Source organism: Pseudomonas sp., from assembly GCF_017744435.1.
Taxonomy (GTDB): domain Bacteria; phylum Pseudomonadota; class Gammaproteobacteria; order Pseudomonadales; family Pseudomonadaceae; genus Aquipseudomonas.
Genome location: NZ_JAGIBG010000018.1, coordinates 73,491 through 98,703, shown reverse-complemented (window position 1 = coordinate 98,703; position 25,213 = coordinate 73,491). Strand labels below are relative to the sequence as shown.

General features: G+C 59.8%; 19 protein-coding genes, 1 other RNA gene and 2 pseudogenes. 10 read left to right on the top strand and 12 right to left on the bottom strand.

Annotated features, from left to right (window positions below; genetic code table 11):
- Positions 1–160: 160 nt before the first annotated feature.
- A complete protein-coding gene (locus J7573_RS14670; RefSeq protein WP_294336179.1) occupies positions 161–859 on the bottom strand; it encodes a FadR/GntR family transcriptional regulator in 699 nt (232 codons plus the stop codon).
- A gap of 260 nt (positions 860–1,119) precedes the next feature.
- Between J7573_RS14670 and J7573_RS14665 the strand changes: the two genes are divergently transcribed.
- From J7573_RS14665 to gabP, 3 genes are all read left to right on the top strand, one after another.
- Positions 1,120–2,472, top strand: coding sequence for an MFS transporter (locus J7573_RS14665; RefSeq protein WP_294336178.1), 1,353 nt, complete (start codon positions 1,120–1,122; stop codon positions 2,470–2,472).
- 19 nt (positions 2,473–2,491) lie between these two features.
- Positions 2,492–3,847 (top strand): glucarate dehydratase, encoded by a 1,356-nt coding sequence (gene gudD / locus J7573_RS14660; protein WP_294336175.1) that lies wholly within the window; start codon positions 2,492–2,494, stop codon positions 3,845–3,847.
- Between the two features lie 380 nt (positions 3,848–4,227).
- Positions 4,228–5,619: a GABA permease gene (gene gabP / locus J7573_RS14655; protein WP_294336171.1), complete on the top strand. Its 1,392-nt coding sequence runs from the start codon at positions 4,228–4,230 to the stop codon at positions 5,617–5,619.
- 60 nt (positions 5,620–5,679) lie between these two features.
- Here gabP and J7573_RS14650 read toward each other — a convergent pair whose 3' ends face one another.
- Complete coding sequence (locus J7573_RS14650) at positions 5,680–6,546, bottom strand: LysR family transcriptional regulator (protein WP_294336168.1); 867 nt, start codon at positions 6,544–6,546, stop codon at positions 5,680–5,682.
- 241 nt (positions 6,547–6,787) lie between these two features.
- On the opposite strand from J7573_RS14650, the gene J7573_RS14645 reads away from it, so the two are divergent.
- Positions 6,788–8,314, top strand: a complete 1,527-nt coding sequence (locus J7573_RS14645) for an MFS transporter (protein ID WP_294336165.1) — start codon at positions 6,788–6,790, stop codon at positions 8,312–8,314.
- A 29-nt stretch (positions 8,315–8,343) separates the two neighbouring features.
- Here the strand turns inward: J7573_RS14645 and J7573_RS14640 are convergent.
- The 3 genes and pseudogenes from J7573_RS14640 to J7573_RS14630 all read right to left on the bottom strand — a co-directional run.
- A pseudogene (locus J7573_RS14640) lies at positions 8,344–8,474 on the bottom strand (DUF3077 domain-containing protein); the annotation flags it as partial.
- A gap of 62 nt (positions 8,475–8,536) precedes the next feature.
- Positions 8,537–8,779 (bottom strand): hypothetical protein, encoded by a 243-nt coding sequence (locus tag J7573_RS14635; protein ID WP_294336163.1) that lies wholly within the window; start codon positions 8,777–8,779, stop codon positions 8,537–8,539.
- A 916-nt stretch (positions 8,780–9,695) separates the two neighbouring features.
- Positions 9,696–9,951, bottom strand: a pseudogene (locus J7573_RS14630) (IS5/IS1182 family transposase); the annotation flags it as partial.
- A 53-nt stretch (positions 9,952–10,004) separates the two neighbouring features.
- Between J7573_RS14630 and J7573_RS14625 the strand changes: the two are divergent.
- From J7573_RS14625 to J7573_RS14600, 6 genes are all read left to right on the top strand, one after another.
- Complete coding sequence (locus tag J7573_RS14625) at positions 10,005–10,211, top strand: helix-turn-helix domain-containing protein (protein ID WP_145248614.1); 207 nt, start codon at positions 10,005–10,007, stop codon at positions 10,209–10,211.
- Between the two features lie 108 nt (positions 10,212–10,319).
- Entirely contained in the window at positions 10,320–12,548 is a 2,229-nt protein-coding gene (locus J7573_RS14620) for a class I SAM-dependent DNA methyltransferase (RefSeq protein WP_294336158.1), read from the top strand.
- Entirely contained in the window at positions 12,545–13,759 is a 1,215-nt protein-coding gene (locus J7573_RS14615; RefSeq protein WP_294336156.1) for a hypothetical protein, read from the top strand. The genes J7573_RS14620 and J7573_RS14615 overlap by 4 nt, the downstream gene beginning before the upstream one ends.
- The gene (locus J7573_RS14610; RefSeq protein ID WP_294336153.1) at positions 13,756–15,171 is read left to right on the top strand and encodes an AAA family ATPase; all 1,416 of its coding nucleotides are present in this window, start codon (positions 13,756–13,758) and stop codon (positions 15,169–15,171) included. Before J7573_RS14615 ends, J7573_RS14610 begins: the two co-directional genes overlap by 4 nt.
- Positions 15,172–15,798, top strand: coding sequence for a retron system putative HNH endonuclease (locus J7573_RS14605; RefSeq protein ID WP_294336151.1), 627 nt, complete (start codon positions 15,172–15,174; stop codon positions 15,796–15,798). It begins immediately after the preceding gene.
- On the top strand, positions 15,795–18,821 hold the full coding sequence (locus tag J7573_RS14600; protein WP_294336148.1) for a type I restriction endonuclease: 3,027 nt from the start codon (positions 15,795–15,797) through the stop codon (positions 18,819–18,821). The genes J7573_RS14605 and J7573_RS14600 overlap by 4 nt, the downstream gene beginning before the upstream one ends.
- Before the next feature lie 568 nt (positions 18,822–19,389).
- Here J7573_RS14600 and J7573_RS14595 read toward each other — a convergent pair.
- The 7 genes from J7573_RS14595 to J7573_RS14565 all read right to left on the bottom strand — a co-directional run bounded on the left by J7573_RS14595 (position 19,390) and on the right by J7573_RS14565 (position 25,188).
- Positions 19,390–19,614 carry a transcriptional regulator gene (locus tag J7573_RS14595; protein ID WP_294336147.1) on the bottom strand — a complete coding sequence of 75 codons (225 nt, stop codon included), beginning with the start codon at positions 19,612–19,614 and terminating at the stop codon, positions 19,390–19,392.
- 429 nt (positions 19,615–20,043) lie between these two features.
- The gene (locus J7573_RS14590) at positions 20,044–20,295 is read right to left on the bottom strand and encodes a DUF3077 domain-containing protein (RefSeq protein WP_294336145.1); all 252 of its coding nucleotides are present in this window, start codon (positions 20,293–20,295) and stop codon (positions 20,044–20,046) included.
- A 110-nt stretch (positions 20,296–20,405) separates the two neighbouring features.
- Positions 20,406–20,675, bottom strand: a complete 270-nt coding sequence (locus J7573_RS14585; RefSeq protein WP_294336143.1) for a DUF3077 domain-containing protein — start codon at positions 20,673–20,675, stop codon at positions 20,406–20,408.
- A 62-nt stretch (positions 20,676–20,737) separates the two neighbouring features.
- On the bottom strand, positions 20,738–20,980 hold the full coding sequence (locus tag J7573_RS14580; protein ID WP_079226460.1) for a hypothetical protein: 243 nt from the start codon (positions 20,978–20,980) through the stop codon (positions 20,738–20,740).
- A 381-nt stretch (positions 20,981–21,361) separates the two neighbouring features.
- Positions 21,362–21,753: a transfer-messenger RNA gene (ssrA, locus tag J7573_RS14575) on the bottom strand.
- 102 nt (positions 21,754–21,855) lie between these two features.
- Complete coding sequence (locus J7573_RS14570; RefSeq protein ID WP_294336111.1) at positions 21,856–22,146, bottom strand: hypothetical protein; 291 nt, start codon at positions 22,144–22,146, stop codon at positions 21,856–21,858.
- A gap of 231 nt (positions 22,147–22,377) precedes the next feature.
- Positions 22,378–25,188, bottom strand: a complete 2,811-nt coding sequence (locus tag J7573_RS14565) for an FAD-binding and (Fe-S)-binding domain-containing protein (RefSeq protein WP_294336107.1) — start codon at positions 25,186–25,188, stop codon at positions 22,378–22,380.
- Positions 25,189–25,213: the final 25 nt, after the last annotated feature.

Below are 25,213 nucleotides of genomic sequence, written 5' to 3'. Positions count from 1 at the left end.
GCCTGCACCTGTCCAACAGCCGGGATCGCCTGCTGCCGGACTAGGGGCTGCTTTGCAGCCCTTCGCGGGCATGCCCGCTCCCACAGGGATCTCACAGATTTCAAGCACGGTGCAGTACCTGTGGGAGCGGGCATGCCCGCGAAGGGCTGCAAAGCAGCCCCTAGTCCGGCAGCAGGCGATCCCGGCTGTTGGACAGGTGCAGGCAGATCGCCGCCCGCGCCGCGTCCGGGTCCTGTCGGCGGATGGCATTGAGGATCGCCTCATGCTCGAGGTTCGCCAGATACGCATGCCGCGCCAGCCTGGCCCCGGCGCGTTCGGCCAGGGCCATGCGGTTACGCGGGATCAACCCGTTACCCAACTGCGCCATCATCTCGCTGAAATACAGGTTGCCGGTGGCCTCGGCGATCAACAGGTGAAAGCGCCGGTCCGCCTCGATGCAGCTGTCCCCGGCAGCCGCCAGGTCCTGATAGTCATCCAGCGCCTTGCGCATGCGTGCCAGGTGCTCGTCACTGCGGCGCACGGCCGCCAGGGCCGCCGCCTGGCCCTCCAGGCCGATGCGCAGCTCCAGCAGGTCGCGCACGCTCGCGGCATTCTCCGCCCCCACGCGCAAACCCGCCTGGCCCTGGCGCTCCATCACGAAAGTGCCGATGCCGTGGCGCGGTTCCACCAGGCCTGAGGCCTGCAGTTTCGACAGCGCTTCACGGACCACGGTGCGGCTGACGCCATGCTCGCGCACCAGGGTGTTCTCCGACGGCAGCTTGTCACCTGGCTTGAAGGTGCCCAGCAGGATCTGCTGGGTCAGGCTCGACACCAGGTCGTGGGCGCGGCTGTGGCTGCGTTTGGCAGGGGAGGTGTCCATTGGTGGTTCCGAATAAGGTTTGCTTGTACGACAAGTTAACCAACAAAAATATTTTTTGCCTGTTTTTTCTCTGCACGGTACAGGGCTGTTAATTACTTTGTCGGCACGTTCGGCTCAATATTGCTATTTATCAGCTTGTATTTTGCCATTTAAGCGATATTCGACACCTTGTCGTACAACCTCGCTGCGCATATGCTCCATCCCACTGTCATGTCAGACAACTTCGACCCGCACAAAAACAATTAGTGGGAGATCCACAAGTGAACGACACCCTCGCTCCGTCTGCCCGAAATGACGGCGACGTCTTGGCCTGTGCCGTGGCCAAGGTCAAGCGCCACGTCCTGCCGCTGTTCGTCATCATGTTCATCGTCAACTACCTCGACCGCGTCAATATCGGCTTCGTCCGCCCGCACCTGGAAAGCGACCTGGGCATCAGTGCCGCCGCCTTTGGTTTCGGCGCCGGGCTGTTCTTCATCGGCTACGCGCTGTTCGAAGTGCCCTCGAACATGCTGCTGCAAAAGGTCGGTGCGCGGCTGTGGCTGACCCGCATCATGTTCACCTGGGGCCTGGTGGCCACCGCCATGGCCTTCGTCCAGAACGAAACCCAGTTCTACGTGTTGCGCTTCCTGCTGGGCGTGGCCGAGGCGGGCTTCTTCCCCGGCGTGATCTACTACTTCACCCGCTGGCTGCCGGCCGCCGAGCGCGGCAAGGCGATCGCCATCTTTCTCAGTGGCTCTGCCTTGGCGTCGCTGATTTCCGGGCCGCTGGCCGGCGCGCTGATGCAGATCCAGGGCCTGGGCCTGCACGGCTGGCAGTGGATGCTGTTCATCGAAGGGATGGCTTCGGTGACCCTGTGCTTCTTCGTGTTCTTCTGGCTCGACTCCAAGCCGCAGGATGCCAAGTGGCTGAGCCAGGCGGAACAGGACGCGCTGGTGGCAACCATCGACCGTGAGCAGCGTGAGCGCGAAGCGGTCGGCGCGGTGAAGCCTTCGGCCTGGAGCCTGCTCAAGGACCGCCAGATCGTACTGTTCTGCCTGATTTACTTCTGCATCCAGCTGACCATCTACGCCGCCACCTTCTGGCTGCCAAGCATCATCAAGCGCATGGGCGACCTCAGCGACCTGCAGGTCGGCTTCTTCAACTCCATCCCATGGCTGATCTCGATCATCGCCATGTATGCCTTCGCTGCCGGCTCCACGCGCTGGAAGTTCCAGCAGGCCTGGGTGGCGGGTGCCCTGGTGGTCGCCGCCATCGGCATGTTCATGTCCACCACCGGCGGCCCGGTGTTCGCCTTCGTCGCCGTGTGCTTCGCCGCCATCGGCTTCAAGTCGGCCTCGTCGCTGTTCTGGCCGATTCCGCAAGGCTACCTGGACGCCCGTATCGCTGCGGCCGTGATCGCCCTGATCAACTCGGTCGGCAACCTCGGTGGCTTTGTTGCCCCCACCACCTTCGGCCTGCTCGAACAGCAGACCGGCTCGATCCAGGGCGGGCTGTATGGCCTGGCCGTGACCTCGGTGCTGGCGGCCATCGCCATCTTCTTCGTACGCATTCGCCCGAAGGGCGCTCCCTCTGACGACCACAAGGCGCCTTCGGCCTTGGGCCAGACCCACTGATGACTGCGAGACAACAACCATGAACCAGCAGACCAATCCCGCCGTTCACACCCGCACACCGGTCGTCACCGACCTGCGCGTGATCCCCGTGGCTGGCCACGACAGCATGCTGCTCAACCTCAGTGGCGCCCATGGCCCGTACTTCACCCGCAATGTCGTGGTGCTGCGCGACAGTGCCGGCAACACTGGCCTGGGCGAAGTGCCCGGTGGCGAGAAGATCCGCCAGACCCTGGAAGACGCCCGCAGCCTGGTGGTCGGCCAGCCGATCGGCCACTACCAGCGCGTGCTCAACGCCATGCGCCAGACCTTCGCCAACCGCGATTCTGCCGGCCGTGGCCTGCAGACCTTCGACCTGCGCATTACCGTGCACGCGGTAACCGCCATCGAGTCGGCGCTGCTCGACCTGCTCGGCCAGCACCTCAATGTGCCGATGGCGGCACTGCTGGGTGAAGGCCAGCAGCGCGAGGCGGTGAAGATGCTCGGCTACCTGTTCTACATCGGCGACCGCCAGCAGACCGACCTGGCCTACCGCAACGAAGCCGATGCCGACGATGACTGGTTCCGCCTGCGCCACGAAAAGGCCCTGACCCCGGAAGCGGTGGTGCGCCTGGCCGAAGCCGCCAAGCAACGCTATGGCTTCAGCGACTTCAAGCTCAAGGGCGGTGTGTTGCGTGGCGAGGAAGAAATGGAAGCGGTAACGGCCCTGGCCGAACGCTTCCCCGAAGCGCGTATCACCCTCGACCCTAACGGCGCCTGGTCGCTGAAAGAAGCCATCGCCCTGTGCCGCGACAAGCACGAGGTGCTGGCCTACGCCGAAGACCCGTGCGGTGCCGAGAACGGCTATTCGGGCCGTGAAGTGATGGCCGAGTTCCGTCGTGCCACCGGCCTGCCGACGGCCACCAACATGATCGCCACCGACTGGCGGCAGATGGGCCATGCGATCCAGCTGCAGTCGGTGGACATCCCCTTGGCCGACCCGCACTTCTGGACCTTGCAGGGCTCGGTGCGGGTGGCGCAGATGTGCAACGACTGGGGCCTGACCTGGGGCTCGCACTCGAACAACCACTTCGACATTTCGCTGGCGATGTTCACCCAGGTGGCAGCGGCGGCGCCGGGTGAAATCACCGCCATCGATACCCACTGGATCTGGCAGGACGGCCAGCGCCTGACCCGTGAGCCGCTGCGCATCGTCGACGGCCATGTGCGGGTGCCGGCGCGGCCAGGGCTGGGGGTGGAGCTGGATGAAGACCAGCTGGCCAAGGCCCATGAGTGCTACCGCAACATGGGGCTGGGCGCGCGGGATGACAGCGTGGCGATGCAGTTCCTGATTCCCGGTTGGCGCTTCGACAACAAGCGGCCTTGCCTGGTGCGCTAAGGAACCTGTGCACAGGCAGGAGCCTGAGCAACAGAGGCCCCGGGGAACCGGGGCTTTTTTGTGCCTGGTGAAAACACATTCAAATGAAAAACGAAAGCGTCATACGGCCCGCTGGCGTGATCGGATATGCCATTCGCGACATCTGGCGTTTATGGAAATGCGCTGTCGTGATCGAACAGTTCCGAGGCGTTCTCGTGTAATTTCCCACAGCCTCGCGGGGCTTAAATGAAGCCCGAACCACACCGGCATCTTGCTCTGTGACGTGTGCCAAAGATCAACAACAGCGCACCAGCAACGTGTCGACTTCCTGATTTGAAAGGAGCTATTTTCGCCTACGCCTGCCCGTCCTTCCTTGTGTCAGCAAAAAGAGAACAAGATCAATGAACACCGTGGGATCTGATGGCAACCTTGCACAAGGTTTCAAGCCACGTCATGTAACGATGCTGTCGATTGCGGGCATCATCGGTGCCGGACTTTTCGTAGGCTCCGGGCACGCCATCGCGGCGGCCGGGCCAGCCACCATTCTTTCGTACTTCGTGGCCGGGACCCTGGTGGTACTGGTCATGCGCATGCTCGGCGAAATGGCCGTGGCACACCCTGACACTGGATCGTTCTCCACTTACGCTGACCAGGCCATCGGCCGCTGGGCCGGCTATACCATCGGCTGGTTGTACTGGTGGTTCTGGGTGCTGGTGATCCCGATCGAGGCACTGGCGGCAGGGCATGTGCTCAACGCCTGGTTCCCCGATATCCCCAGCTGGATCTTCGCCCTCGCTTCGGTGCTGTTACTGGCGGGCACCAACCTGTTCAGCGTGGCCAAGTACGGCGAGTTCGAGTTCTGGTTCGCCATCCTCAAGGTCACGGCGATTCTCGGCTTCATCGGCCTCGGTTTCGCCGCGCTGATGGGCTGGCTGCCCAACCGTGAAGTCAGCGGCCTGAGCGGGCTGATGGCCGAGCATGGCGGCTTCGCGCCGAAGGGCTGGTCGGCGGTGGTCGGTGCGTTCATCACCGTGATGTTCAGCTTCATCGGCACCGAGGCCGTGACCATCGCCGCTTCCGAATCCAGCGACCCATCGCGCAACATTGCCAAGGCCACCCGCTCGGTGATCTGGCGCATCAGCACCTTCTACATCCTGTCGATCTTCGTGATCATCTCTGTGGTGCCGTGGAACGACCCACAGCTGGCAGTGGTGGGTTCGTACCAGCGCGCGCTGGAAATCATGAACATCCCCAACGCTGCCTTCATGGTCGACCTGGTGGTGCTGGTGGCCGTGACCAGCTGCATGAACTCGTCGATCTACATCGCCTCGCGGATGATGTACTCGCTGGCCAAGCGCGGCGACGCCCCGGCGTTCCTCAACAAGACCTCCAAGGTCGGCGTGCCACGTTCGGCAGTGTTCGGCAGTACCCTGATCGGTGCCGCCATCGCCATCCTCAACTACTTCGCACCCAAGGGCGTGTTCGAGTTCCTGCTGGCCAGCTCGGGCGCGATCGCGCTGCTGGTGTACATGGTCATCGCCATCTCCCAGCTGCGCATGCGTCGCCGGCTGGAGCGCGAGAACACCGAGCTGAAGTTCCGCATGTGGCTGTTCCCGTACCTGACCTGGGCGGTGATCATCTTCATTGCCGGCGCGCTGGCGGTGATGATGTACACGCCTGAACACCGGGCGGAAGTGAGTTCGACCTTGGGCCTGGCGATCGTGATTTCCTTCCTGGGGATCGTGACCTCGCGGGGCCATGCGCAAACGGTGGGGGCGCGGTCGATGGGGTGATTGAGTTCACCTTGCAACAAGGGCAGGGGCACCAGTGGATGGGTGCCCTTGTTTTTTGTGTCAGCGCTGCAGGCACAAATCGATGTATCTTTTCACCGCAGGCGCTTTCTCGAAGCGCCGGTGGACCAGGCTCAACCACGAGCTGGCCTGGCAATCGGCAATACGCCGGTAGTTCACTTGCGGCAGGCTGATGCGCTGCACCACCGACTCCGGCACCACTGCAATTCCTTGCCCCAGCGACACCAAGGTAATCACCGCCACCAGGCTGCCCGGTTGGGGCCCCAGCCGTGGGACGAAGCCACCCTGCGCCGCCGCCTCCAGCGTGCCGGAAATCTGTTCCGGCAGGATGAAGGTTTCGTTGGCCAGGCGTGCGGCCGGAATCTGCGCCAGTTCGTTGATCCGCGAGCTGGCAGGCAGGGCGAGCACGAAGCCTTCCTGATGCAGGGCGATGGCTTCGAGTTCTTCCGGCAACTCCATCTGCAAGCGCACATAAGCCAGGTCGAGCAAGCCATCACGCACCATGCCCGGCAGCTCGGCCATGGGCAGTTCGCGGATGTTCAGACGCACCCCGGGGTGTGCATCGCTGAAGTTGATCACCTGCCGCTGCAGCATGCCCGAATACGCCGCCGACGCCACATAGCCCAGCTCGATACGCCCGCTTTCGCCACGCCCGGCACGCTGCGCGCCCAGCTGCGCGGCATCGAACTGGCGCACCGCCTGCTCGGCTTCGATCAGCAGCGCCTGGCCCGCGGCTGTGAGGTTCACTTCACGCTGGTTGCGCTCGAACAGCCGCACGCCCAGCTCGCGCTCCATGTCCTGAATCTGCCGGCTGAGGGTGGGCGGGGCGATGCCCAGCTGCTCGGCGGCACGGGTGAAGTGACCGTGGCGGGCGACGCAGAGGAAGTAGCGGAAGTGACGGATCTCCATGCGGTGTTACCTGCAGGCTAATGACGCGGTCCCTTGAGGCTAACAAGCTTCGGGGCTGAAGGCATTAAGGTGATTGCAACCTGCAGGGGACCGCTGCGCGGTCCATCGCAGGCAAGCCAGCTCCCACAGGTACAGCGCAAGACGCTAGGGTCACGCTGTATTGTGGGAGCCGCGCTTGCCGGCGATGGGCTGCAAAGCAGCCCCGGCGATCTGGCTGACAAACGAAAACCGGAGCCCAACGATGCCCTCAGCCCGCTTCACCCTGCTCACCTCCTCCCTGGTCTGCGCCCTGATCATCCTCGACACCAACATCGTCGCCGTCAGCCTACCGAGCATCGCCCGCGACCTGTCCGGCTCGTTCGCCGATATCGAATGGGTCGTCAGCGCCTACCTCCTGGCCTTCGCCGCCTGCCTGCTGCCCGCAGGCAGCCTGGCCGACCGCTTCGGTCGCCAGCGCATGCTGCTGATCGGCCTGGCCGTATTCGGCATCGCCTCGCTCGCCTGCGGCGCGGCCCCCAGCCTGCTGTTCCTCGACCTGGCCCGGGCAGCCAAAGGCGTAGGCGCGGCCATGCTGCTGACCTCGGCCCTGGCCGCCATCGGCCACCGCTTCCACGAACCGCAAGCGCGCATGCGTGCCTGGGCATTCTGGGGCGCCTGCATGGGCGCGACCATCACCTTCGCGCCACTGCTCGGCGGCGTGATCGCCAGCACCCTCGGCTGGCGCTGGATCTTCTACATCAACCTGCCATTGGTAGCGGTGCTGGCGCTGATGGTGCTGCGCAGTATCGAAGAGTCTCGCGACAGCGATGCCGCGCGGCTCGACCCGATGGGCAGCCTGACCTTCGCCGGCAGCCTGGGCTGCCTGATCTGGGCGATGATTGAGGCCAACCTGGTGGGCTGGACCAGTATCGATACGCTCGGGCGCCTGCTGATCAGTGCGTTTCTGTTGGGGCTGTTCATCATGGTCGAGCGGAGCCAGGAACGGCCGATGATCGACCTGCAACTGATGCGTAGCGGGCGCTTCATCGGGGCCCTGTTGGGGATGTTCGCTTACGCCGCTTGTGCTCAGGTGATGATGACGTTGTTGCCGTTGTACCTGCAGAACGGGTTGCAGTTGTCGGCGCTGGCGGCGGGGGCGGGGATGTTGCCGTTTGCGCTGGCGATGTTGCTGACGCCGCGGTGGGGGATGCGACTGGCTGGGCGGTTGAGCCCGGCGCAGGTGTTTGCCTTGGGGCTGGTGTTGGTGGGGGTGGGGAATCTGCTGTGTGCCTGGGCTGTCGGGGTTGGGGGGTATGGGGCGTTTGCCTTGGCCAGCCTGGTGTTGGGGGCGGGGGCTGGGCTGCTTAATGGGGATACGCAGAAGAACATCATGGCGTGTGTGCCGCGGGAGAGGACGGGGATGGCTTCCGGGTTGAGTACGACTACGCGGTTTGGGGGGATTGTGTTGGCGATTGGTGTCTTGGGCGGAGTGTTGGCTGCACGTGGTGAGCAGTTGCTGCGTCAGGCTTTGCAACAAGTGGCGCCGGACCAGTTAGCTAACGTTGGTGCCATGGCAACACGCGTAGCTGCGGGTGATGTGCCTGCGGCACTGGCGATGGTCGAGCCGAGTTTGCGTGATGCTGTGGCGCCCTTGGCGTTGCAGGCGTTCATGGGTGGGTTTCAGATGATGCTGGTCTGTGCGGGCGGCGCGGCGTTGGTTTTTGCGGTGCTGGTCGGGCTGCTTCTCAGTCGCCCGATGCCTGCATCGGTGCTGCAGACTGCGCGCTAGGTGTTCAACCTCCGAGATCGCCGGGGCCGCTTTGCGGCCTGTTCGCGGGCGGCTTGGCAAGGGATGCCGGCTTCAATGCGGAACAGTGGGTGGGTCTGGTTGTCACCTTGGAAGAAGGTGGTTTTTTGCCGACGGTGAATCGGGTTTCTTCGGTCGCCATTGTTTGATCTCCCTGAAGTCGTAGATGCCTGGCCTGGCAGGCCAGGCGGATCATGATGCGGATCAGTGCAGCGTCTGCGGATCGGCGGGCTTCTGGATCTGGATCAGCGCCGCCTCAAGCAATTTGCGCAAGGTTTCGAGCTCGTGCATCGACGTCATGATCAGCAGCGACACAGGTGATTTGGGCTGCATCAGCATTGCCTGCTGGGCGACGACTTCTGCGCATAGCGCGTAGTCGGCGGCGATCAACAGCGTGTCTTCCAAGGAGTGGAGGAGGTGGGGTGGATCGGGGACTATTTTAAGCATTGTGCAGGCCTGTTCAGTTGGGGCCACCACCGTCTGCTGTCAAACAGAATGGCGGCAGCTGTACATGGGTTGACAGACCGGGAACAGACCAAACCGGCGCTCAAGAGGTGCCCCATGGACAGCTGCCATAACGGCAAAGCCATGTGGTTAGTTCAGGGCGGCCTGTCAAAGCCGGTCGTTGCTTGGCAACGACAGACCGACACTGGTACCTAGCCCGGAGCACCACAATGGCTGCGAGTATCTTTGGGAAATGTCCTACAAAAAAGGGGTTAGTTCTGATTTTTCGCTGCTTTTCGAAACAAACTGTAACGCCAAGTCGGAGATCGCTGGATTTTTCCAGGCACAAAAAAAGACGCCTTAGGGCGTCTTCTTCTTTGGGCCGGGGTCCCTTGAACTTGATTTATAAGATGTTGTTTTATAAGGTTTTCTCTATGTGTAAAAAATAAAAGGCATACATATTGGCATACAAGATGCTGGCTGCTGGCCTGGCTTGAGCCTTCTTAGCTTGCTACTTTATCAATGTTTTTTGGCCAAGCTGATCGAATAAGCGCTTCCCGAGACACTCGGCGCCCAATGCGGACTGTTTCCTGCTCGTCGTTGCTTCTGGAAGCGCGATTTTCCATGGAAACTTTGCTGACACCCGATTCTCGAAAAGCATCTGAACTGGCGCTCTACTTTGCGACGCAGGGTGGCCATTCCCTGCAGTCCCATACAGGCCGATTCCCTGATAACCGGCTTGGTTACCTGTGTTTGTTAACTGATTTTTGCGCTAACCAGCTCACTAACCTGTGTTCGCTAACCAGTTCGTTTCGTGCTTGATTCGCTGCGTACTAGGCCGCCCTATGTGATCGGTGTGACGATTGCTCCGGCCGCCTTGGGGGGGCGCCGCATTCGCCAGCAAATGTCGGCGCGCCGTCTAGAGGTTCGACAGCGCGAACAATCGGAATGGGGGCGACCTTGGCACGTACCTGCGTCTTGGCCTTCTCAACCTTGCGCTTGGCGTTGTACAGCGCGCTGCGTTTGCTCAGCTTGTTGTACGTACTGCGGCGTGCAGTGATCTGCCAGATCACCTACGGGCCTTCATGTTCCGGGCGCTTCTTCACGCCGGTGTAACCCGCGTCGTCACCGACCATGTTTTCCTCGCCGTGCAACAGTCTGTCGACCTGTTAGACTTTCATCCGGTTTAAGCTACTTGAGACGCTTTTAATTGGAAGGCATGGCCATTATGACTGCAGAACCATGGGTTTCCGTCGATCGGGTCGCGCAGCACTTGGGTGTGGCCAAGGACACTGTTTACCGCTGGCGTGAGCATAGAGGGCTGCCAGCGCATCGTGTGGGACGCCTATGGAAATTCAAGCTTTCGGAGGTGGATGACTGGGTATGCGCGGGCGGTGCCGATGATGGTGCTAGCGGTATAGACGAGCCCAAATAAGAAACGCAGAGCACTGGATGCGCTGCCCACGCTGGGACGCAATTCGGGCTGACACTAAACCGCAGCCGTTGTCATTCCAAACACCTTCTTGTACATCGAGATGCACCTATGAGCGCCAACTTTCAACAACTCGCCAATTTCATCTGGTCCGTAGCCGATCTGCTGCGCGGCCCGTATCGCCCGCCGCAATACGAACGCGTGATGCTGCCGCTGACCGTGCTGCGCCGCTTCGATGCAGTGCTGGCCCCCACCAAGCAACTCGTCCTTGCTCGCTACGAAGCACTGAAAGGTAAGGAGCCCGCATTGGTGGACCGGATATTGAACGAGGTTGCCAGGAGCGAGGACGGCACGCCGCTGGGTTTTCACAACCATAGCCAGCTCGATTTCTACAAGCTCAAGGGCGACCCTGACAACATTGCTCGCCACCTCACTGACTACATCAACAATTTTTCTGAGAACGTTCGCAAGATTTTTGAACGTTTCGATTTCGAAAAAGAAATTGAAAAGCTGGAAGAGTCTAACCGCCTCTATCAGGTCGTTTCCCAGTTTGCCGAAATCGACTTGCACCCCGGTCGCGTGGACAACATCACCATGGGACTGCTGTTTGAAGACCTGATCCGTCGCTTCAACGAATCGGCCAATGAAACAGCGGGGGACCACTTCACACCTCGCGAAGTCATCCAGCTGATGGTCAACCTGCTGCTGGAGCCTGACACCAACGTACTCACGCAAGAGGGCGTCATCGTCACCATTTGTGACCCGGCTTGCGGCACGGGCGGCATGCTGGCCGAGGCCCAAAACTGGATACGTGCTCACAACGAGCAGGCCACCGTGAAGGTGTATGGGCAGGACTACAACCCGCGCTCCTATGCCGTGGCGGCCTCCGACCTCCTGATCAAAGGGCAGAAGGATAGCCGCGTCGAACTCGGTAACACCCTCACCGATGATCGCTTTGCCGACATGCAGTGGTTCGATTATCTGCTGGCCAACCCACCGTTCGGGGTGGACTGGAAGGCCGAGAAAAAGGAGATCGACCGCTGGCCCGATTTCCGGGGTTACAAGGGCAAGTTGCCGCGTATCAATGATGGCGCCTTGCTCTTCCTGCTGCACATGATCAGCAAATTTGCCGACTACGAACCGGGCAACAAGGATCTGCCCGGCTCGCGCGCTGCGGTCGTGCTCAATGGCTCGCCGTTGTTCACCGGTGCCGCGGGCAGTGGCGAGAGCGACATTCGCCGCTGGATCATCGAGCTCGATATGCTCGAAGCCATCGTCGCCCTGCCGGAGCAGATGTTCTACAACACCGGCATCGGTACTTTCGTCTGGGTGGTGACCAACCGAAAGGCAGCTGGCCGCAAAGGCAAGATCCAGCTGATCGACGCACGTGAACGCTACACACCCATGAGGCGCAGCCTGGGCGACAAGCGCCGCTACCTTGAGCAGACTGCCATTGATGCCATTACCCGTGAGCATGGATCGAGCTCAAGCGCAAAGTATTGGGTAAGGCTGGACAAGGACGATAAGCCCCTGGAGTGGCGTGAGTCGGGGCCGAAAGAGCAGGCACCCGAAGGTCAGAAGTGGAGCAAACGTGCTACCGCTCAGGTTTTCGACAACACCGACTTCGGCTACCGCCGCATCACCGTGCTGCGCCCCCTTCGCCTGCGCTTTGAGATCAGTGATGAGGCGTGTGAACGTTTCCTCAATACCTGCCCCGAACTGTACGACGCCCTGCAAGCTGTGCAGGAGCGACTTGGCAGTGAGCCGCATTTCGACTGGAACCGGGTGTGGGATGAGGTGCAGCAGGTATTCAAGCATCTGCCTCGCAATGTGGAAGGCTGGACGAAGGGGGCCAAGGGCACAGCGCAGAAGAAAATCTTCCGCGAGTGCTTCACCACGACCGATCCCGATGCCGCGTCGGTCATCGTCAAGCGCCACAAGAAGGGCGAGGTTTCCGTCAGCACTGCACTGTTCCCGCAGCAGGCACTGCCTCCATTGGAGCCCAGTGAGCTGTATGGCCTGCTGGGGTTGTACGCCGAGGGCAACACCCTTGTGGAATACGAACCCGATCCGACCCTGAAGGATGCCGAGAACATTCCGCTGAAAGAGGACATCGTTAGCTACGTGCTGCGCGAGGTGAGCCCCTATGTGGACGACGCCTGGATCGACCGCGAGACGCTAGACGAGCAGGATGGCGGCATCGGCAAGGTGGGTTACGAAATCAACTTCAACCGCGTGTTCTTCCAGTATCAGCCGCCGAGGCCGCTGGCCGAGATCAATGCAGAGCTGGCTGAGGTCGAGAAGCGGATTTTGAGCTTGCTGCGGGAGGTGACGGAGTGAACGAAGCCACAGTTCGAGTGAAGTTTATCTGCCGCCTCGGGTATGGCGAGTCATTGCCAAAGGAAGAAGAGTTCGCCGGTGACGTGCCCGTATATGGGTCGAATGGACAGTACGCAACCACAGCTGCGAGAAATACCGAAGTGCCAGCCATTGTGTTGGGGCGCAAAGGGTCATACGGGAAAGTAAATTGGGCTTCTATGGGCTGCTTCGCTTCAGATACGACTTTCTTCGTCGACGAGCGTCTTACTACCACGAATCTTCGATGGCTATATTGGGGGCTTCAGACTCTGGGTTTGGATGAAGGCTCTCAAGAAGCAGCGGTCCCCGGGCTTAATCGGGAATCTGTATATGAGGAACGAATATTACTTCCTTCATCGGCCAATCAAGCGTTCATCGCCAAATACCTAGATCGCGAAACCGCCCGAATCGACGATTTGATTGCCGAGAAGGAGCGCATGCTATCGCTACTGAATGAAAAGCACGCCGCCCTTGTCAGTCATTCCGTCACCCGTGGCCTCAATCCTGATGCCCCGCTCAAACCAACTGGTCAGGAGTGGCTGGGTGAGATTCCGACGCATTGGGAGCTGTGTCGCATCAAGTTCATTGTTGCTCGGCTGGATCAAGGTAGTTCTCCGGTCGCGGCAAATACCCAAGCGGGACCGGGCGAGCTAGGCGTATTGAAACTAAGTGCCGTTTCAAAAGGACGATTCAACCGGGACGAAAACAAGGCGCTCCGTGCGGCGGAAGAGGAAGATCAGTTCCTCGCGCTTCGCAAAGGGGATGTGCTCATAACTCGGGGAAATACGCCGGAGCTTGTGGCTGACGTTGCATGCGTCCAAAACGACGAGCCGAACTTGCTACTTCCTGACCTCATTTACAGGCTTCGGGTTCAGGAAGAAAAGATTCTTCCCGAGTACCTGACGTCTTTCCTAATTACAGGCAAAGCACGTGTTCAGATTCGTCGTGATGCACGTGGTTCAAGTGGGTCGATGGTGAAGGTCTCACAAGGCCACGTGTTGGATTGGTTAACGCCGCTGCCCCCCGTTTCTGAGCAGACTGAGATAGTGAATAGTCTCCAGCGCGCAGAAGAAAGATTTCAGGCAATGGCAAGAGAAGTCTCTTCTTCTTTGTCTTTACTTCTTGAGTACCGTGCCGCGATGATCTCCGCCGCCGTCACGGGCGAGATCCCACTGGAGGAGATGAAAAGTTGAAGCTGAAAAATTTAAGGCTGACAAACTTTCGTGGTTTTGAACGTCTGGATATCGATTTTGACGAGCACATGACCCTGATTGCAGGGGTTAATGGAGTCGGTAAGTCAACGATCCTGCAGGCAATCGCTATCGCGTATTCCCATGCCCTACCGGAGTTTACGGTTTCCAGAGAGAAACCTCTACCAATACGTAACTCCGACATTCAACAAGGCAAGTCATCCTGCATTATAGAAATGGGAAGTGATGGCTTGGAAGCTGCGTCGCTGATCGTGTTTCTTTCCAAGGAGGATCTTGATCGGAATGAAAAGCTGTCTCTTGAACGCAAACAGTCCTTGATGAAGAAGGAGCTTTCTAGCCTAGAAAAGGGTTTGCCAAATTACAAGAACTTGAAGAATGAAATTTCCTGGATAGATAAGCGATTAGAGGGCGATTTTGAGAAGCGCTTGAACTGGTTATTTACCGACACCCATGAGTCAGAAGCACGACTAAAGCGGTACTTCAAAAGCAGTCCTGTGCAGCCGTTGGTTATTTACTATTCGACACACCGTTTGCTGTCGAGGCTGCCTCCAAAATTACAGGGTGAATTACCTTTTAAGCAGTCTGCCGCTTTCTCAAAATCTCTGACGCAGCTTGAAATATCTCTCACCGAGTTTGCAAAGTGGCACCGCGCAATGAACTCGTCTCGGATTATCAGAAAAGACAGTCAACATGCTTCGCGTATCCTAAGTCATCTCCAAGAAGCAATCACGGGCCTCATGCCCCAGATCAAGGAGTTTTGGTTTCATGAGGGCAGCTCGCCTCGCTACTCCGTCATTAAAAGCGCAGCGCTTGATGAACAGTTTAATGGCGATAGGGTTGAAAAGGAGCTTTTTTTGGAGCAACTATCCGACGGAGAGCGAGGTTTGATTGCATTGGTTTTCGATCTCACCCGTCGTCTAGCTGTTGCCAACCCGAATAGCCAAAATCCCATCGCGGAAGGCGAGGCGTTGGTATTGATTGATGAGGTTGAACTGCACTTACATCCCAAATGGCAAAGAGAGGTGCTTTCACGGTTGCGCGATACTTTCAAGAGTTGCCAGTTTGTGGTTACTACTCATTCGCCGCAGGTTATTGGTGAAGTTGAGGCGCGGTGTGTGCGCTTTCTGGAGTACGTTGATGGCAATGTGAGCGTTACCATTCCAACTGAAGCGTATGGTATTGATTCTAATCGCATCTTGCAGGAGTTCATGGGCGCTCCTGTTCGCAACCGGCTTATAGACATTGAACTTAGAACCCTCTTCGAACTGATTGACCAAGAGCGCTTCGACGAGGCCAGTGCCGCAATCGTGGCACTTGAACGCAAGCTGGGCGAGGACGAACCCGAACTGACGAGGGCCAGTTCGCTGATCCACTTTCTGAAGGGTAGCGAGTAAATGCGGACCATCCAGAAAGGGCCGGAACCAGCCAGCCTGACCCAACATCGGAAGCAAACGCACGCCGACTACGACAATTATGCCGACAAGGCCGCCTTGCGGCAGGCCTTGGTGGCTGAGCAGCGTGGCTTGTGCTGTTACTGCCAGGCGCGTATCCGCGCCACGCCCGAGGGTATGAAAATCGAGCACTGGCAATGTCAAGCGCGTCACCAAGCAAGGCAGATCGATTTCAGCAACTTACACGGTGCCTGTCTTGGTGGTCATGGTCAGCCTGAGCGAAACCATCACTGCGACACACGCAAGCGCAATGATGATTTGTGCTTCAGTGTGTGTGATCCCACGCATCCTATCGAGCGGAAGATCATTTTTTTGGGCGATGGCCGCATTCAGTCTGATGATGAAGCCATCAACACAGACTTGAACAAAGTTCTCAACCTCAATAGCTCTCGCCTTGTACGCAACCGCAAGGCCGTTCTCGACGCGTTCAAACTGCGGCTTGGCAAGGGGACTCTGAACGTAGCGCAAGAGCTGAAGAGGTGGGATGGCACACAGGCCGGCGAGCTGCCTGAATTTGCTCAGGTCATGGTGTTCTGGTTGAAGAAACGAATTGCAAGGAACGCTGCATGAAATCCACTTCCGAAGCCGTCTTTGAAACCGCCATCGAAGCCGTTCTGCTGGCCAATGGCTACGCTTGTGTTGACCGCAAGGCCTTCGACCGCGAGCGGGCAATCTTCCCCGATGAGGCGTTGGCCTTCATCCGTGCCACCCAAGGCAAGGTGTGGAAAAAACTGGAGGCTTTGCACGGTGAGCGGACTGGGGCTCGGGTGCTGGAATCGCTGGTCAAGTGGCTGGATAGCCATGGTGCGCTTGCGACCCTACGCCACGGTTTCAAATGCTTTGGTAAGACGTTGCGCGTTGCCTTCTTCCGCCCGGCGCATGGCTTGAATCCCGAGCTTGAAGCACGCTACCAGGACAACCGGCTGGGGCTGACCCGGCAGTTGCACTTCAGCCCGAAGAATGAAAAGTCGCTGGACGTGGTGCTGTCGGTCAACGGCATTCCGCTGGTGACACTGGAGCTGAAGAACCCCTTGAGCGGGCAGACGGCCGCCAACGCCATTCATCAGTACCGTCATGATCGTGACCCGCGAGAGCCGATCTTCGTTTTCAGCAAACGCACCCTGGTGCACTTTGCGGTGGACACCGAAGAGGCGCACATGGCCACCCGGCTGGCGGGGACTTCCACTTACTTCTTGCCTTTCAACCGAGGTTTTGAGCGCGGCGCTGGCAATCCGCCCGATCCAGATGGCCGCAATTACAAGACCGCCTACCTATGGGAAGAGGTGCTGCAGCGTGACAGCCTGCTTGATTTGCTCGCCCGTTTTTTGCATCTGAGCGTGGAAGAAAAGACCACGGACGAAGGCAAGAAGGTGCGCAAGGAAAGCCTGGTCTTCCCACGCTACCACCAGTTGCAGGCGGTGCGCGCCATGGTGGGGGCGGCTGCCCGCGAGGGTGTCGGGCATAACTATCTGGTCGAGCATTCTGCAGGCAGCGGCAAGAGCAATACCATTGCCTGGCTGGCACATCGCCTCTCTAGTCTGCACAACCAAAAGGATGAGCGGCTGTTCGACAGCGTGGTAGTTATCACCGACCGGGTGGTGCTGGATCGCCAGTTGCAGAACACCATCTACCAGTTCGATCACCGGCAAGGTGTGGTGCAGAAAATCGATGAAGATTCGCGCCAGCTGGCCGAGGCGCTTGAAGCTGGCGTACCCATCATCATCACGACCCTGCAGAAGTTTCCGTTCGTCTCTGCGCAACTGGCCAGATTGAATGAGGAGCGAGGCGAGGCGAAGCGGAGCCATCTGCCCACACGCAAGTACGCAGTCATTATTGACGAGGCGCACAGCTCGCAATCGGGCGAAACGGCCACTGAGCTCAAAGGCGTGTTGGGTGGCGCGCAACTGCGCGACAAGGCGCTGGAAATGGCTATGGAGGAGGGTGAGGCGGATCTCGAACGCCTGTTCCGTTCGATGGCCAAACGTGGCCAGCAGCCCAACATGAGCTTTTTCGCCTTCACTGCTACGCCCAAGCACAAGACCTTGGCGATCTTTGGCCGCAGCGGTGAACCCTTCCACAGCTACACGATGCGGCAGGCGATTGAGGAGGGCTTTATCGAGGACGTGCTGAAGAGCTACGTCACCTACAAGACCTATTACAAGCTGATCAAGAAGGCAGAAGAAGATCCCAGCGTTGAGCGCAAGAAAGCGGCCAAGGCACTCGCCCGTTTCATGCGCCTACACCCGCACAACATCGGCCAGAAAACCGAAGTGATGGTGGAGCACTTTCAGCACTTCACTCGCCACAAGATCGGAGGCCATGCTAAGGCCATGGTTGTGACGGGCTCACGGCTGGAAGCCGTGCGCTACAAACAGGAGTTCGACCGCTACATCCAAGAGAAGGGCTACTCCATCAAGAGCCTGGTGGCATTTTCGGGCAGTGTGGAAGACGACAAGATCCCGGAAAAGCAGTACACCGAAGTCGAAATGAACGATGGGCTGAAGGAAAAGGATCTGCCCGAGACCTTTACCAAGCCTGATTTCCGTGTGCTGCTGGTCGCCGAGAAGTATCAGACCGGCTTCGATCAGCCGCTGTTGCACACCATGTACGTGGACAAGCGCCTAGCGGGCATTCAGGCGGTGCAGACGTTTTCGCGGCTGAACCGTACTCATCCGCTCAAGGATGATACCTTCGTCCTCGATTTCGTGAATGATTCTCGCGAAATCCAAGAGGCCTTCCGCCAGTACTACGAAGGCTCGGTGATGGGGGAAGAGGTTGATCCCGACAAGCTGTACGAGGTGAAGGCTGAGCTCGATGCCTCCGGTATTTACCTGCAAGCCGAAGTGGCCGATTTCACCAGCGTCTTTTTTGCACCGAAGCGTCGCCAAAGCTCAGGTGACCATAAAACCATGAACGCGATCCTTGACCAGGCAGTTGCACGTTTTGCCCAGCTGCAGGGTTCCGAGGAAGAGGAGGCAGAACTCTGGCGCGGAAAGCTGCAAGCCTTCCGCAATCTATACAGCTTCCTGAGTCAAGTGATTCCGTACCAAGACAGCGATTTGGAAAAGCTCTTCACCTACCTGCGACACCTTGCTCTGAAGTTGCCCAAGCGCAAGAGCGGGCCGGGCTATCAGTTCGATGAAGAGGTCGAGCTCGATTACTACAGGCTGCAAAAGATAAGTGAAGGCTCGATCAGCCTCAACGAGGGCTATGCCAAACCACTTGATGGCCCACACGAGGTTGGGTCAGGCATGGTTCGCGAAGAACATGTAGCCCTTTCGCGGCTCATTGACACCATCAACGAGCGCTTTGGTGGCGAGCTGAACGAAGCAGATCAACTCTTCTTTGACCAGATCGCGGAGGCGGCAAGCCTAAACGAATCCCTGCAAAAGGCCGCTGAAGTCAATTCGCTCGACAAGTTTCAGCTAGTGTTTCGGCAGGTGCTGGAGTCCTTGTTTATCGAGCGGATGGAGCTGAACGAAGAGCTGTTTATCGACTATATGGGTAAGCCTGAGTTGCAGGAGCTGATCTCAAAATGGCTCGGTAGCCAAGTCTACGCGCGGCTATCAGTCGCATCTAAGCTTGGAGACTAGTCGGCTTTGTTCGCCTGATCGAGGATTAGCAATTGGGGCACCCCTACTCTCTGTAATAGGCCGATTCCGTGTTAACTGGCTTGTTAACCTCCGTTCGGTAACCCGGCGATTCGTGCTAACTCGTTTGCTTAGCTCCGACGCGCTAACTAGGCCACCACCGACGCACTCTTCGTGGTCGTGCCAGGCTCCTTTGTTCAGATCCACCGAGAGCGAGCCGTGAGTGCCGAAACGCAGCTCGTTGCTCTTACTCATTGCTGCATTCGGCTCGCCAAGAAGGTGAAGCGCTACCGGTCCCATCAAGGAATCGAGGCCGAACGAATCCCCCGTCGCTTGTGCGACGTTTCGATTATTCATTTCTAAGGCCTCGGTTAGGCTGGCGTAGCGACGCTGATCAACGGGCGCCCTGCGTCTGTCTGGAACTGCTCGGTCATTGTGTCCAGCGTCTCGATGGCTCCAATCGGTGAGCCTTGAGCTGCTGCCGCAGAGGATTTCGACGTAGCTGCTTCGGTACGGCTAGCGCCGGTGCGAGGCAACGGGCTGCGTTCTTCTTTGGGAGGCGTGGTCTTTTTCATGCAGCATCCCTGCTGGCGATTTTGGTCTGGCGCCAAGCCTCAACCTCTGCAAACACATAGAACGCTGCCGCCTGGCGGGCATCGCCATCCTTGATTGGTTTAGGGAAGGTCGGATCTTTCCTGCGTAGTTTGTCCAGGCCGGAGCGGGGCAAGTCGAGCCAGTTGCAGAGTGCGGTCTGGCGGACGAGGGCTCTAGCTGGAGAGGGATTGTGTGGCGTCATGTTCATGCCTCTGTATGGTTGAGGCTTCCCATTTTTCACATGGCGCAGAGCCGATCATCCTATTTAACTCGACCTATTTCATATTGGGTGCGTGTGTGATAAGGGCTGCAGCATTGGTAGACGTGCCCGTCTTTTTCTATAAAAGAGTCGGGCACAGGTTTGCGCAATAGTCGGTCAAGCAGATAGGTTGCTGCAGGGCAGCGAAGTAGGAAGCGCCGTCTGGCGCACGAAGGCCATGATCTGAAATCGGCATTCATCACCGGTAAGGTGATCGGGCGTGCTGCCGGACGCGGGTCGTCCTTATGGGGAACCATTGCGGGATCGGTGTGATATTGAATGTCCGGGCCCCCTGGAGTGTGGCCTTCGACTGCGCCTTCACGGTCAGTTCTTGGCCTGTAGATAACCCGTTGAGGCGTCAAACAGTCAGCGCTACTTTTGAATATCGTCTACGAGCACCCGAACCATTACGTTGAGGTGGTATGAGGCTGCGAGCCTGCGATGGTTACCCAACATCACTCCGGTGTGATTGAGATAGCGGGCGCATTCCATGATTTTCGTCGCTTGCTCTTTGGCGTCAATTACCGCTATCCCAGGGGTCGTGCTGAATAGTTGTCGGTCAAGGCCGTAGCGATTATCTGGATTGCCTGCGTAAGCGGTGGCTGCAATTTCGTTTTTTTGCATGGGTGGGCTCTTCTGGGCGTCTGCGCTGGTGCTGAGATTGCTGGGGCCGCTTTGCGGCCCTTTCGCGACGCAAGGCCGCTCCTACAAAAAGAGCGGCTGCGGGAGCTATTTCAGGGCGTGTTGGTCATACCCAGTTCGGCGTCGTCGAGCAGGGCCTTGGCCAGGGCGCAGAGGTAGTGCGAGGCCCAGAGTAGCTGGGGTTTGTCTTCCATGAGGCCGTCGATGGACAGGTCGCGAACGTAGCCCATCAGTTCCGAAGCTTGTTCGCGGGCGCTCTGGCAAGGGATGCCGGCTTCGATGCGGAACAGCGGGTGGGTCTGGTTTTCACCTTGGAAGAAGGTGGTTTTGCCGACGGTGAATCCGGTTTCGTCGGTAGCCATTGTTGGATCTCCCTGAAGTCGTAGATGCCTGGCCCGTCAGGCCAGGCGGATCATGATGCGGATCAGTGCAATGTCTGCGGATCGGCGGGCTTCTGGATCTGGGCCAGCGCCGTTTCGAGCAATTTGCGCAAGCTGTCTAGCTCGTGCATTGACGTCATGATCAGCAACGACACCGGTGACTTGGGCTGCATCAGCATTGCCTGCTGGGCGACGGCTTCTGCGCAGAGCGCGTAGTCGGCGGCCATCATCAGCGTGTCTTCCAGGGAGTGGAGGAGGTGGGGTGGATCGGGGACTATCTTCAGCATTGTGCAGGCCTGTTCAGTTGGGGCCACAACCATCTGCTGTCAAACAGAAAGGCGGCAGCTGTGCATGGGTTGACAGACCGGCGAACAGACCAAAACCGGCGCACACGAGGTGCCCCATGACAGCTGCCATAAAGGCAAAGCCATGTGGTTAGTTCGGGGCGGCCTGTCAAAGCCGATCGTTGCTTGGCAACGACAAACCGACATTAGTACCTAGCCCGGAACACCACAATGGCTGGGAGTATCTTTGGGAAATGCCCTACAAGAAAGGGGTTAAATCTGATTTTTCGCTGCATTTCGAAACAATTTGTAATGTCTAAGCAGGTGGGTCAGATTATCCCAGACACAAAAAAAGACGCCCTAAGGCGTCTGCTTTCTTGGATTTGGTGGAGCCGGGGGGATTTGAACCCCCGTCCGCCAGTACTCCGCTGTCGGTACTACATGCTTAGCCGTGTCTACTGATTTAATCCGCAGCCGCCCGACGGGCAGGGTGCTTTGGATGAGTTGGGTAAGTTTTAGTCGCTTTGCCCCCAACGTGCTACACGACGATCCTGTTCTGTATGACAATCATTTCGGGTTTACAGGCATCCCCTGATGATTGCTGGAGCCGAAGCTACCAGGAGAGCGGGCTCAGCTGCTTACGCAGCGAGAGCGTAGCCCTCGTAGTTTTCGTCATTGGCAACTATAGAAAGTTGCAACAGTGGATTTACGAGTTCTGTTACCAACTCGGCATGCACCTAGAGTTTCGCTACCGGCGTCGAATCCTGATCGGCCCCACACTAGCTCTTGGCTAACGCACCTTACGGCACGTGAGGCGGAGTATACGCCATTGTGCGGGCGACGTCGACAGCCGGTCCTGTCGCCCGCGCTGCGAGGGCTCAAGCACCGCTGCCGGCCGCGCCGCCGCCTTTCTCGGTCTTTTCCAGGCGCTCCAGCACCTTGCTGGTGATGGCGATGCAGTCTTTGGTGTTGCCGGATGCCTGGGCGGCCTTGGCTTTGTCGACCTGCTCGGTCAGGGCCTTGTCCAGGCCTTCGGAGGTGGCGCCGGCGGTGGCCATGCTGTCGTCGATCTTCTGCAGGTTGGTGGTGCACAGGTCATCGGCGGCGAAGGCCGGGGATGCCAGGAGGGTAGCGGCCGCGAAGAGGGCCGAGAGCGCGGTACCTTTCATGGGTGTCTCCTTTTATGGCCGTTTGGAGGTGGGCCTGTAAGGGTGGACTGCCGGGGGTTGGCGTGGGTTCAATCGGGGTGATGGTGTGTGGGAGCGGGCGTGCCCGCGAAGCAGGCGCTGCGGTGGATGGCACGGGCTTCGCCCGTGTTCGCGGGCGCGCCCGCTCCCACAGGGATTGCGCCGGTTTCTGGATATTGAGTTTCAGGGGCCGCAGCGCGGCCCCGGGGCAGGTCAGAGGCTGCGTGGGCGGGTGACGCGGTCTACCAGGTAGACCAGGCCGTGATAGTCGATGCCGCTGTGGCTGGACAGGCCGATTTCGCAAGTGCGGCTGGTGGAGATGCCTTCGCTGCAATACTGCACCGCATCTTTCAGGCTGCGCAGCGAGTGGGCGTTGAGCTCGGGGGTGGTGAAGCCCTTGTCGCCGGCGAAGCCGCAGCAGTGAATGCCTTCCGGGATTACCACCTGCTTGCTGCAACGGCGTGCCAGGTCGATCAGTGCCTGGCTTTCGCCCAGGTGCTGGGTGCTGCAGGTCACGTGCACGGCCACCGGTTCGTCCTGGGGGGTGAACTCCAGTTTGTCGAGCAGGTGGGTGCGGATGAAGCGCACCGGGTCGTACAGGTCCAGCCGGGTTTCGCCCAGGTCCTGCACCAGGCGCAGGGTGCAGGGGCTGGTGTCGCAGTAGATCGGGTCGAGGCCGCCGCGGCTGGCGTGGAGCAGGGCGTTGATCAGTTCCTGGCGCTTGTGTTCGGCTTGCTCGGGGTAGCCCTTGGAGGCGAACGGCTGGCCGCAGCAGAGGCTGTCGGCGTTGTCCGGAAACACCACCTGGTAACCGGCCTTTTCCAGCAGGGCGCGGGTCTTGTCGAGCAGCGAACTTTGCTCGCGGTCGGCGTAAGCCGGGCCCATTACGCGCGATACGCAGGCGGCGAGGTAGACCACGCGGGGGCGGGCGTCGTTGCTTGCCGGGCCGAAGTCCATGGTGCGCAGCGGCTGTGGCATGGCCGGGGTCCACTGCGGCAGGCGGCCTTTGCTGGCCTTGCTCAGTGCTGCACTGAGGCGCCCGAGGCGTGGGGCGCCGAGCAGTTTGCGGGCGGTGTTGGCGGCGGTCAGGGTGAAGCGGGCGCCGCCCAGGGCGGTGTGGAAATGCTCGGCCAGCCAGTCGGCGGCCTTGGCATGGTCGGCGGCCTGGCTGCGCAGCTTCTTTACCAGTTCGCCGGTGTTGATGCCGACCGGGCAGCGCTGGGCGCACAGGCCGGTGGCGGCGCAGGTGTCGATGCCTTGGTATTGGTAGGTCTGCAGCAGTTCGCGGGTGTCGACGCCGGCGCGCTTTTTCGCCTGGATGTCGCGCCACATGACGATGCGCTGGCGCGGGCTGAGGGTCAGTCCCTTGGACGGGCAGACCGGTTCGCAGAAGCCGCACTCGATGCACTTGTCGACGATATCGTCGGCGGCGGGCAGCGGCTTGAGGTTCTTCAGGTGGATATCCGGGTCTTCACTCAGCACCACGTCGGGGTTGAGGATGCCGTTGGGGTCGAGCAGGCGTTTGAGCTTCCACATCAGCTGGTAGGCGTCATGGCCCCACTCCAGCTCCACGAACGGCGCCATGTTGCGGCCGGTGCCGTGCTCGGCCTTGAGCGAGCCGCCGAACTCGACGGCCACCAGCTGCGCGACGTCGTCCATGAACGCCTGGTAGCGTGCGACTTCTTCGGCGCTGTTGAAGCCCTGGGTGAAGACGAAGTGCAGGTTACCTTCCAGCGCGTGGCCGAAGATGATCGCCTCGTCGTAGTGGTGCTTGTCGAACAGCTGGATCAGGCGGTTGACGCCTTCGGCCAGTTGCTCGATGGGGAAGGTGACGTCTTCGATGATCACCGTGGTGCCGGTCTGGCGCACGGCGCCGACGGCGGGGAAGGTGTCCTTGCGGATCTTCCACAGCTGGTTGTACACGGCCGGGTCTTCGCTGAACTCGACCTTCTGCTCCAGCGGGTAGTCGGCGATCGAGGCCATTACCAACTGCAGTTGCTCGTGCAGCAGGCTCTGGCTGGCGGCTCGGGACTCGATCAGCAGGGCGCAGGCGTTGTCCGACAGGCCTTTGACCCACAGCGGCATGCCTGGCATGTTCTGCACCGAACGCAGGCTGCGGCGGTCGAGCAGCTCGACGGCGGACACCGGCTGGCGCTTGAGCACGGTGACGGCGCGGCAGCAGCTTTCCACGCTGGGGAAAACCAGCAGCGCGCTGGCCTTGTGCGGGTGATCGGGCACGGTGTCGTAGGTGACGGCGCTGATGAAGCCCAGGGTGCCTTCGGAGCCGACCAGCAGGTGCTGCAGGATATCCAGCGGCTGGTCGTAGTCCACCAGCGCATTGAGTGACAGACCGGTGGTGTTCTTCAGCCGGTACTTGTGCCTGATGCGGTCGGCTAGGTCGGTGTTGGCGCGGGTTTCGCGGCCCAGCCGGGCCAGCGCTTCGAGCAGGTCGGCGTGGCTGTTTTCAAAGGCTGCGACACTGGCTGGGTCTTCGCTGTCCAGGCGGGTGCCGTCGGCCAGCACCAGGCGCAGGCCGGCGAGGGTGTGGTAGGTGTTCTGCGCGGTGCCGCAGCACATGCCGCTGGCGTTGTTGGCGACGATACCGCCGATCTTGCAGGCGTTGATCGAGGCCGGGTCGGGGCCGATCTTGCGCCCGTACGGGGCCAGCCAGGCGTTGGCCTGGGCGCCGATGACGCCGGGTTGCAGGCGGATCTGCTCACCCTGGCCGCGGATTTCTTTACCCCCCCAGTTATCGCCGAGCACGATCAGCACCGAGTCGCTGATGGCCTGGCCGGACAGGCTGGTGCCAGCGGCGCGGAAGGTCACCGGTACGCGATCGCGCTGGGCCAGTTGAATCAGCCCGACCACTTCGTCCTCGGACTCGACGCGCACCACCAGCTTGGGGATCAGCCGGTAGAAGCTGGCGTCGGTGCCGAAGGCCAGGGTGGAGGTCGGGTCGTCGAAACGGCGTTCGGCGGGGATCAGGCGCTCGGCATCACGCAGGAACGCAGCGGGCAGGCTCATGCAATCTCCTCGCGGGGCCGCAGCG

Bases quoted from the DNA above. Each gene is read 5' to 3' on its own strand.
- J7573_RS14670 (WP_294336179.1), bottom strand. From the start codon at position 859: ATGGACACCTCCCCTGCCAAACGCAGCCACAGCCGCGCCCACGACCTG.
- gudD (WP_294336175.1), top strand. From the start codon at position 2,492: ATGAACCAGCAGACCAATCCCGCCGTTCACACCCGCACACCGGTCGTC.
- gabP (WP_294336171.1), top strand. From the start codon at position 4,228: ATGAACACCGTGGGATCTGATGGCAACCTTGCACAAGGTTTCAAGCCA.
- J7573_RS14650 (WP_294336168.1), bottom strand. From the start codon at position 6,546: ATGGAGATCCGTCACTTCCGCTACTTCCTCTGCGTCGCCCGCCACGGT.
- J7573_RS14645 (WP_294336165.1), top strand. From the start codon at position 6,788: ATGCCCTCAGCCCGCTTCACCCTGCTCACCTCCTCCCTGGTCTGCGCC.
- J7573_RS14635 (WP_294336163.1), bottom strand. From the start codon at position 8,779: ATGCTTAAAATAGTCCCCGATCCACCCCACCTCCTCCACTCCTTGGAA.
- J7573_RS14625 (WP_145248614.1), top strand. From the start codon at position 10,005: ATGACTGCAGAACCATGGGTTTCCGTCGATCGGGTCGCGCAGCACTTG.
- J7573_RS14620 (WP_294336158.1), top strand. From the start codon at position 10,320: ATGAGCGCCAACTTTCAACAACTCGCCAATTTCATCTGGTCCGTAGCC.
- J7573_RS14605 (WP_294336151.1), top strand. From the start codon at position 15,172: ATGCGGACCATCCAGAAAGGGCCGGAACCAGCCAGCCTGACCCAACAT.
- J7573_RS14600 (WP_294336148.1), top strand. From the start codon at position 15,795: ATGAAATCCACTTCCGAAGCCGTCTTTGAAACCGCCATCGAAGCCGTT.
- J7573_RS14595 (WP_294336147.1), bottom strand. From the start codon at position 19,614: ATGACGCCACACAATCCCTCTCCAGCTAGAGCCCTCGTCCGCCAGACC.
- J7573_RS14590 (WP_294336145.1), bottom strand. From the start codon at position 20,295: ATGCAAAAAAACGAAATTGCAGCCACCGCTTACGCAGGCAATCCAGAT.
- J7573_RS14585 (WP_294336143.1), bottom strand. From the start codon at position 20,675: ATGGCTACCGACGAAACCGGATTCACCGTCGGCAAAACCACCTTCTTC.
- J7573_RS14580 (WP_079226460.1), bottom strand. From the start codon at position 20,980: ATGCTGAAGATAGTCCCCGATCCACCCCACCTCCTCCACTCCCTGGAA.
- J7573_RS14570 (WP_294336111.1), bottom strand. From the start codon at position 22,146: ATGAAAGGTACCGCGCTCTCGGCCCTCTTCGCGGCCGCTACCCTCCTG.
- J7573_RS14565 (WP_294336107.1), bottom strand. From the start codon at position 25,188: ATGAGCCTGCCCGCTGCGTTCCTGCGTGATGCCGAGCGCCTGATCCCC.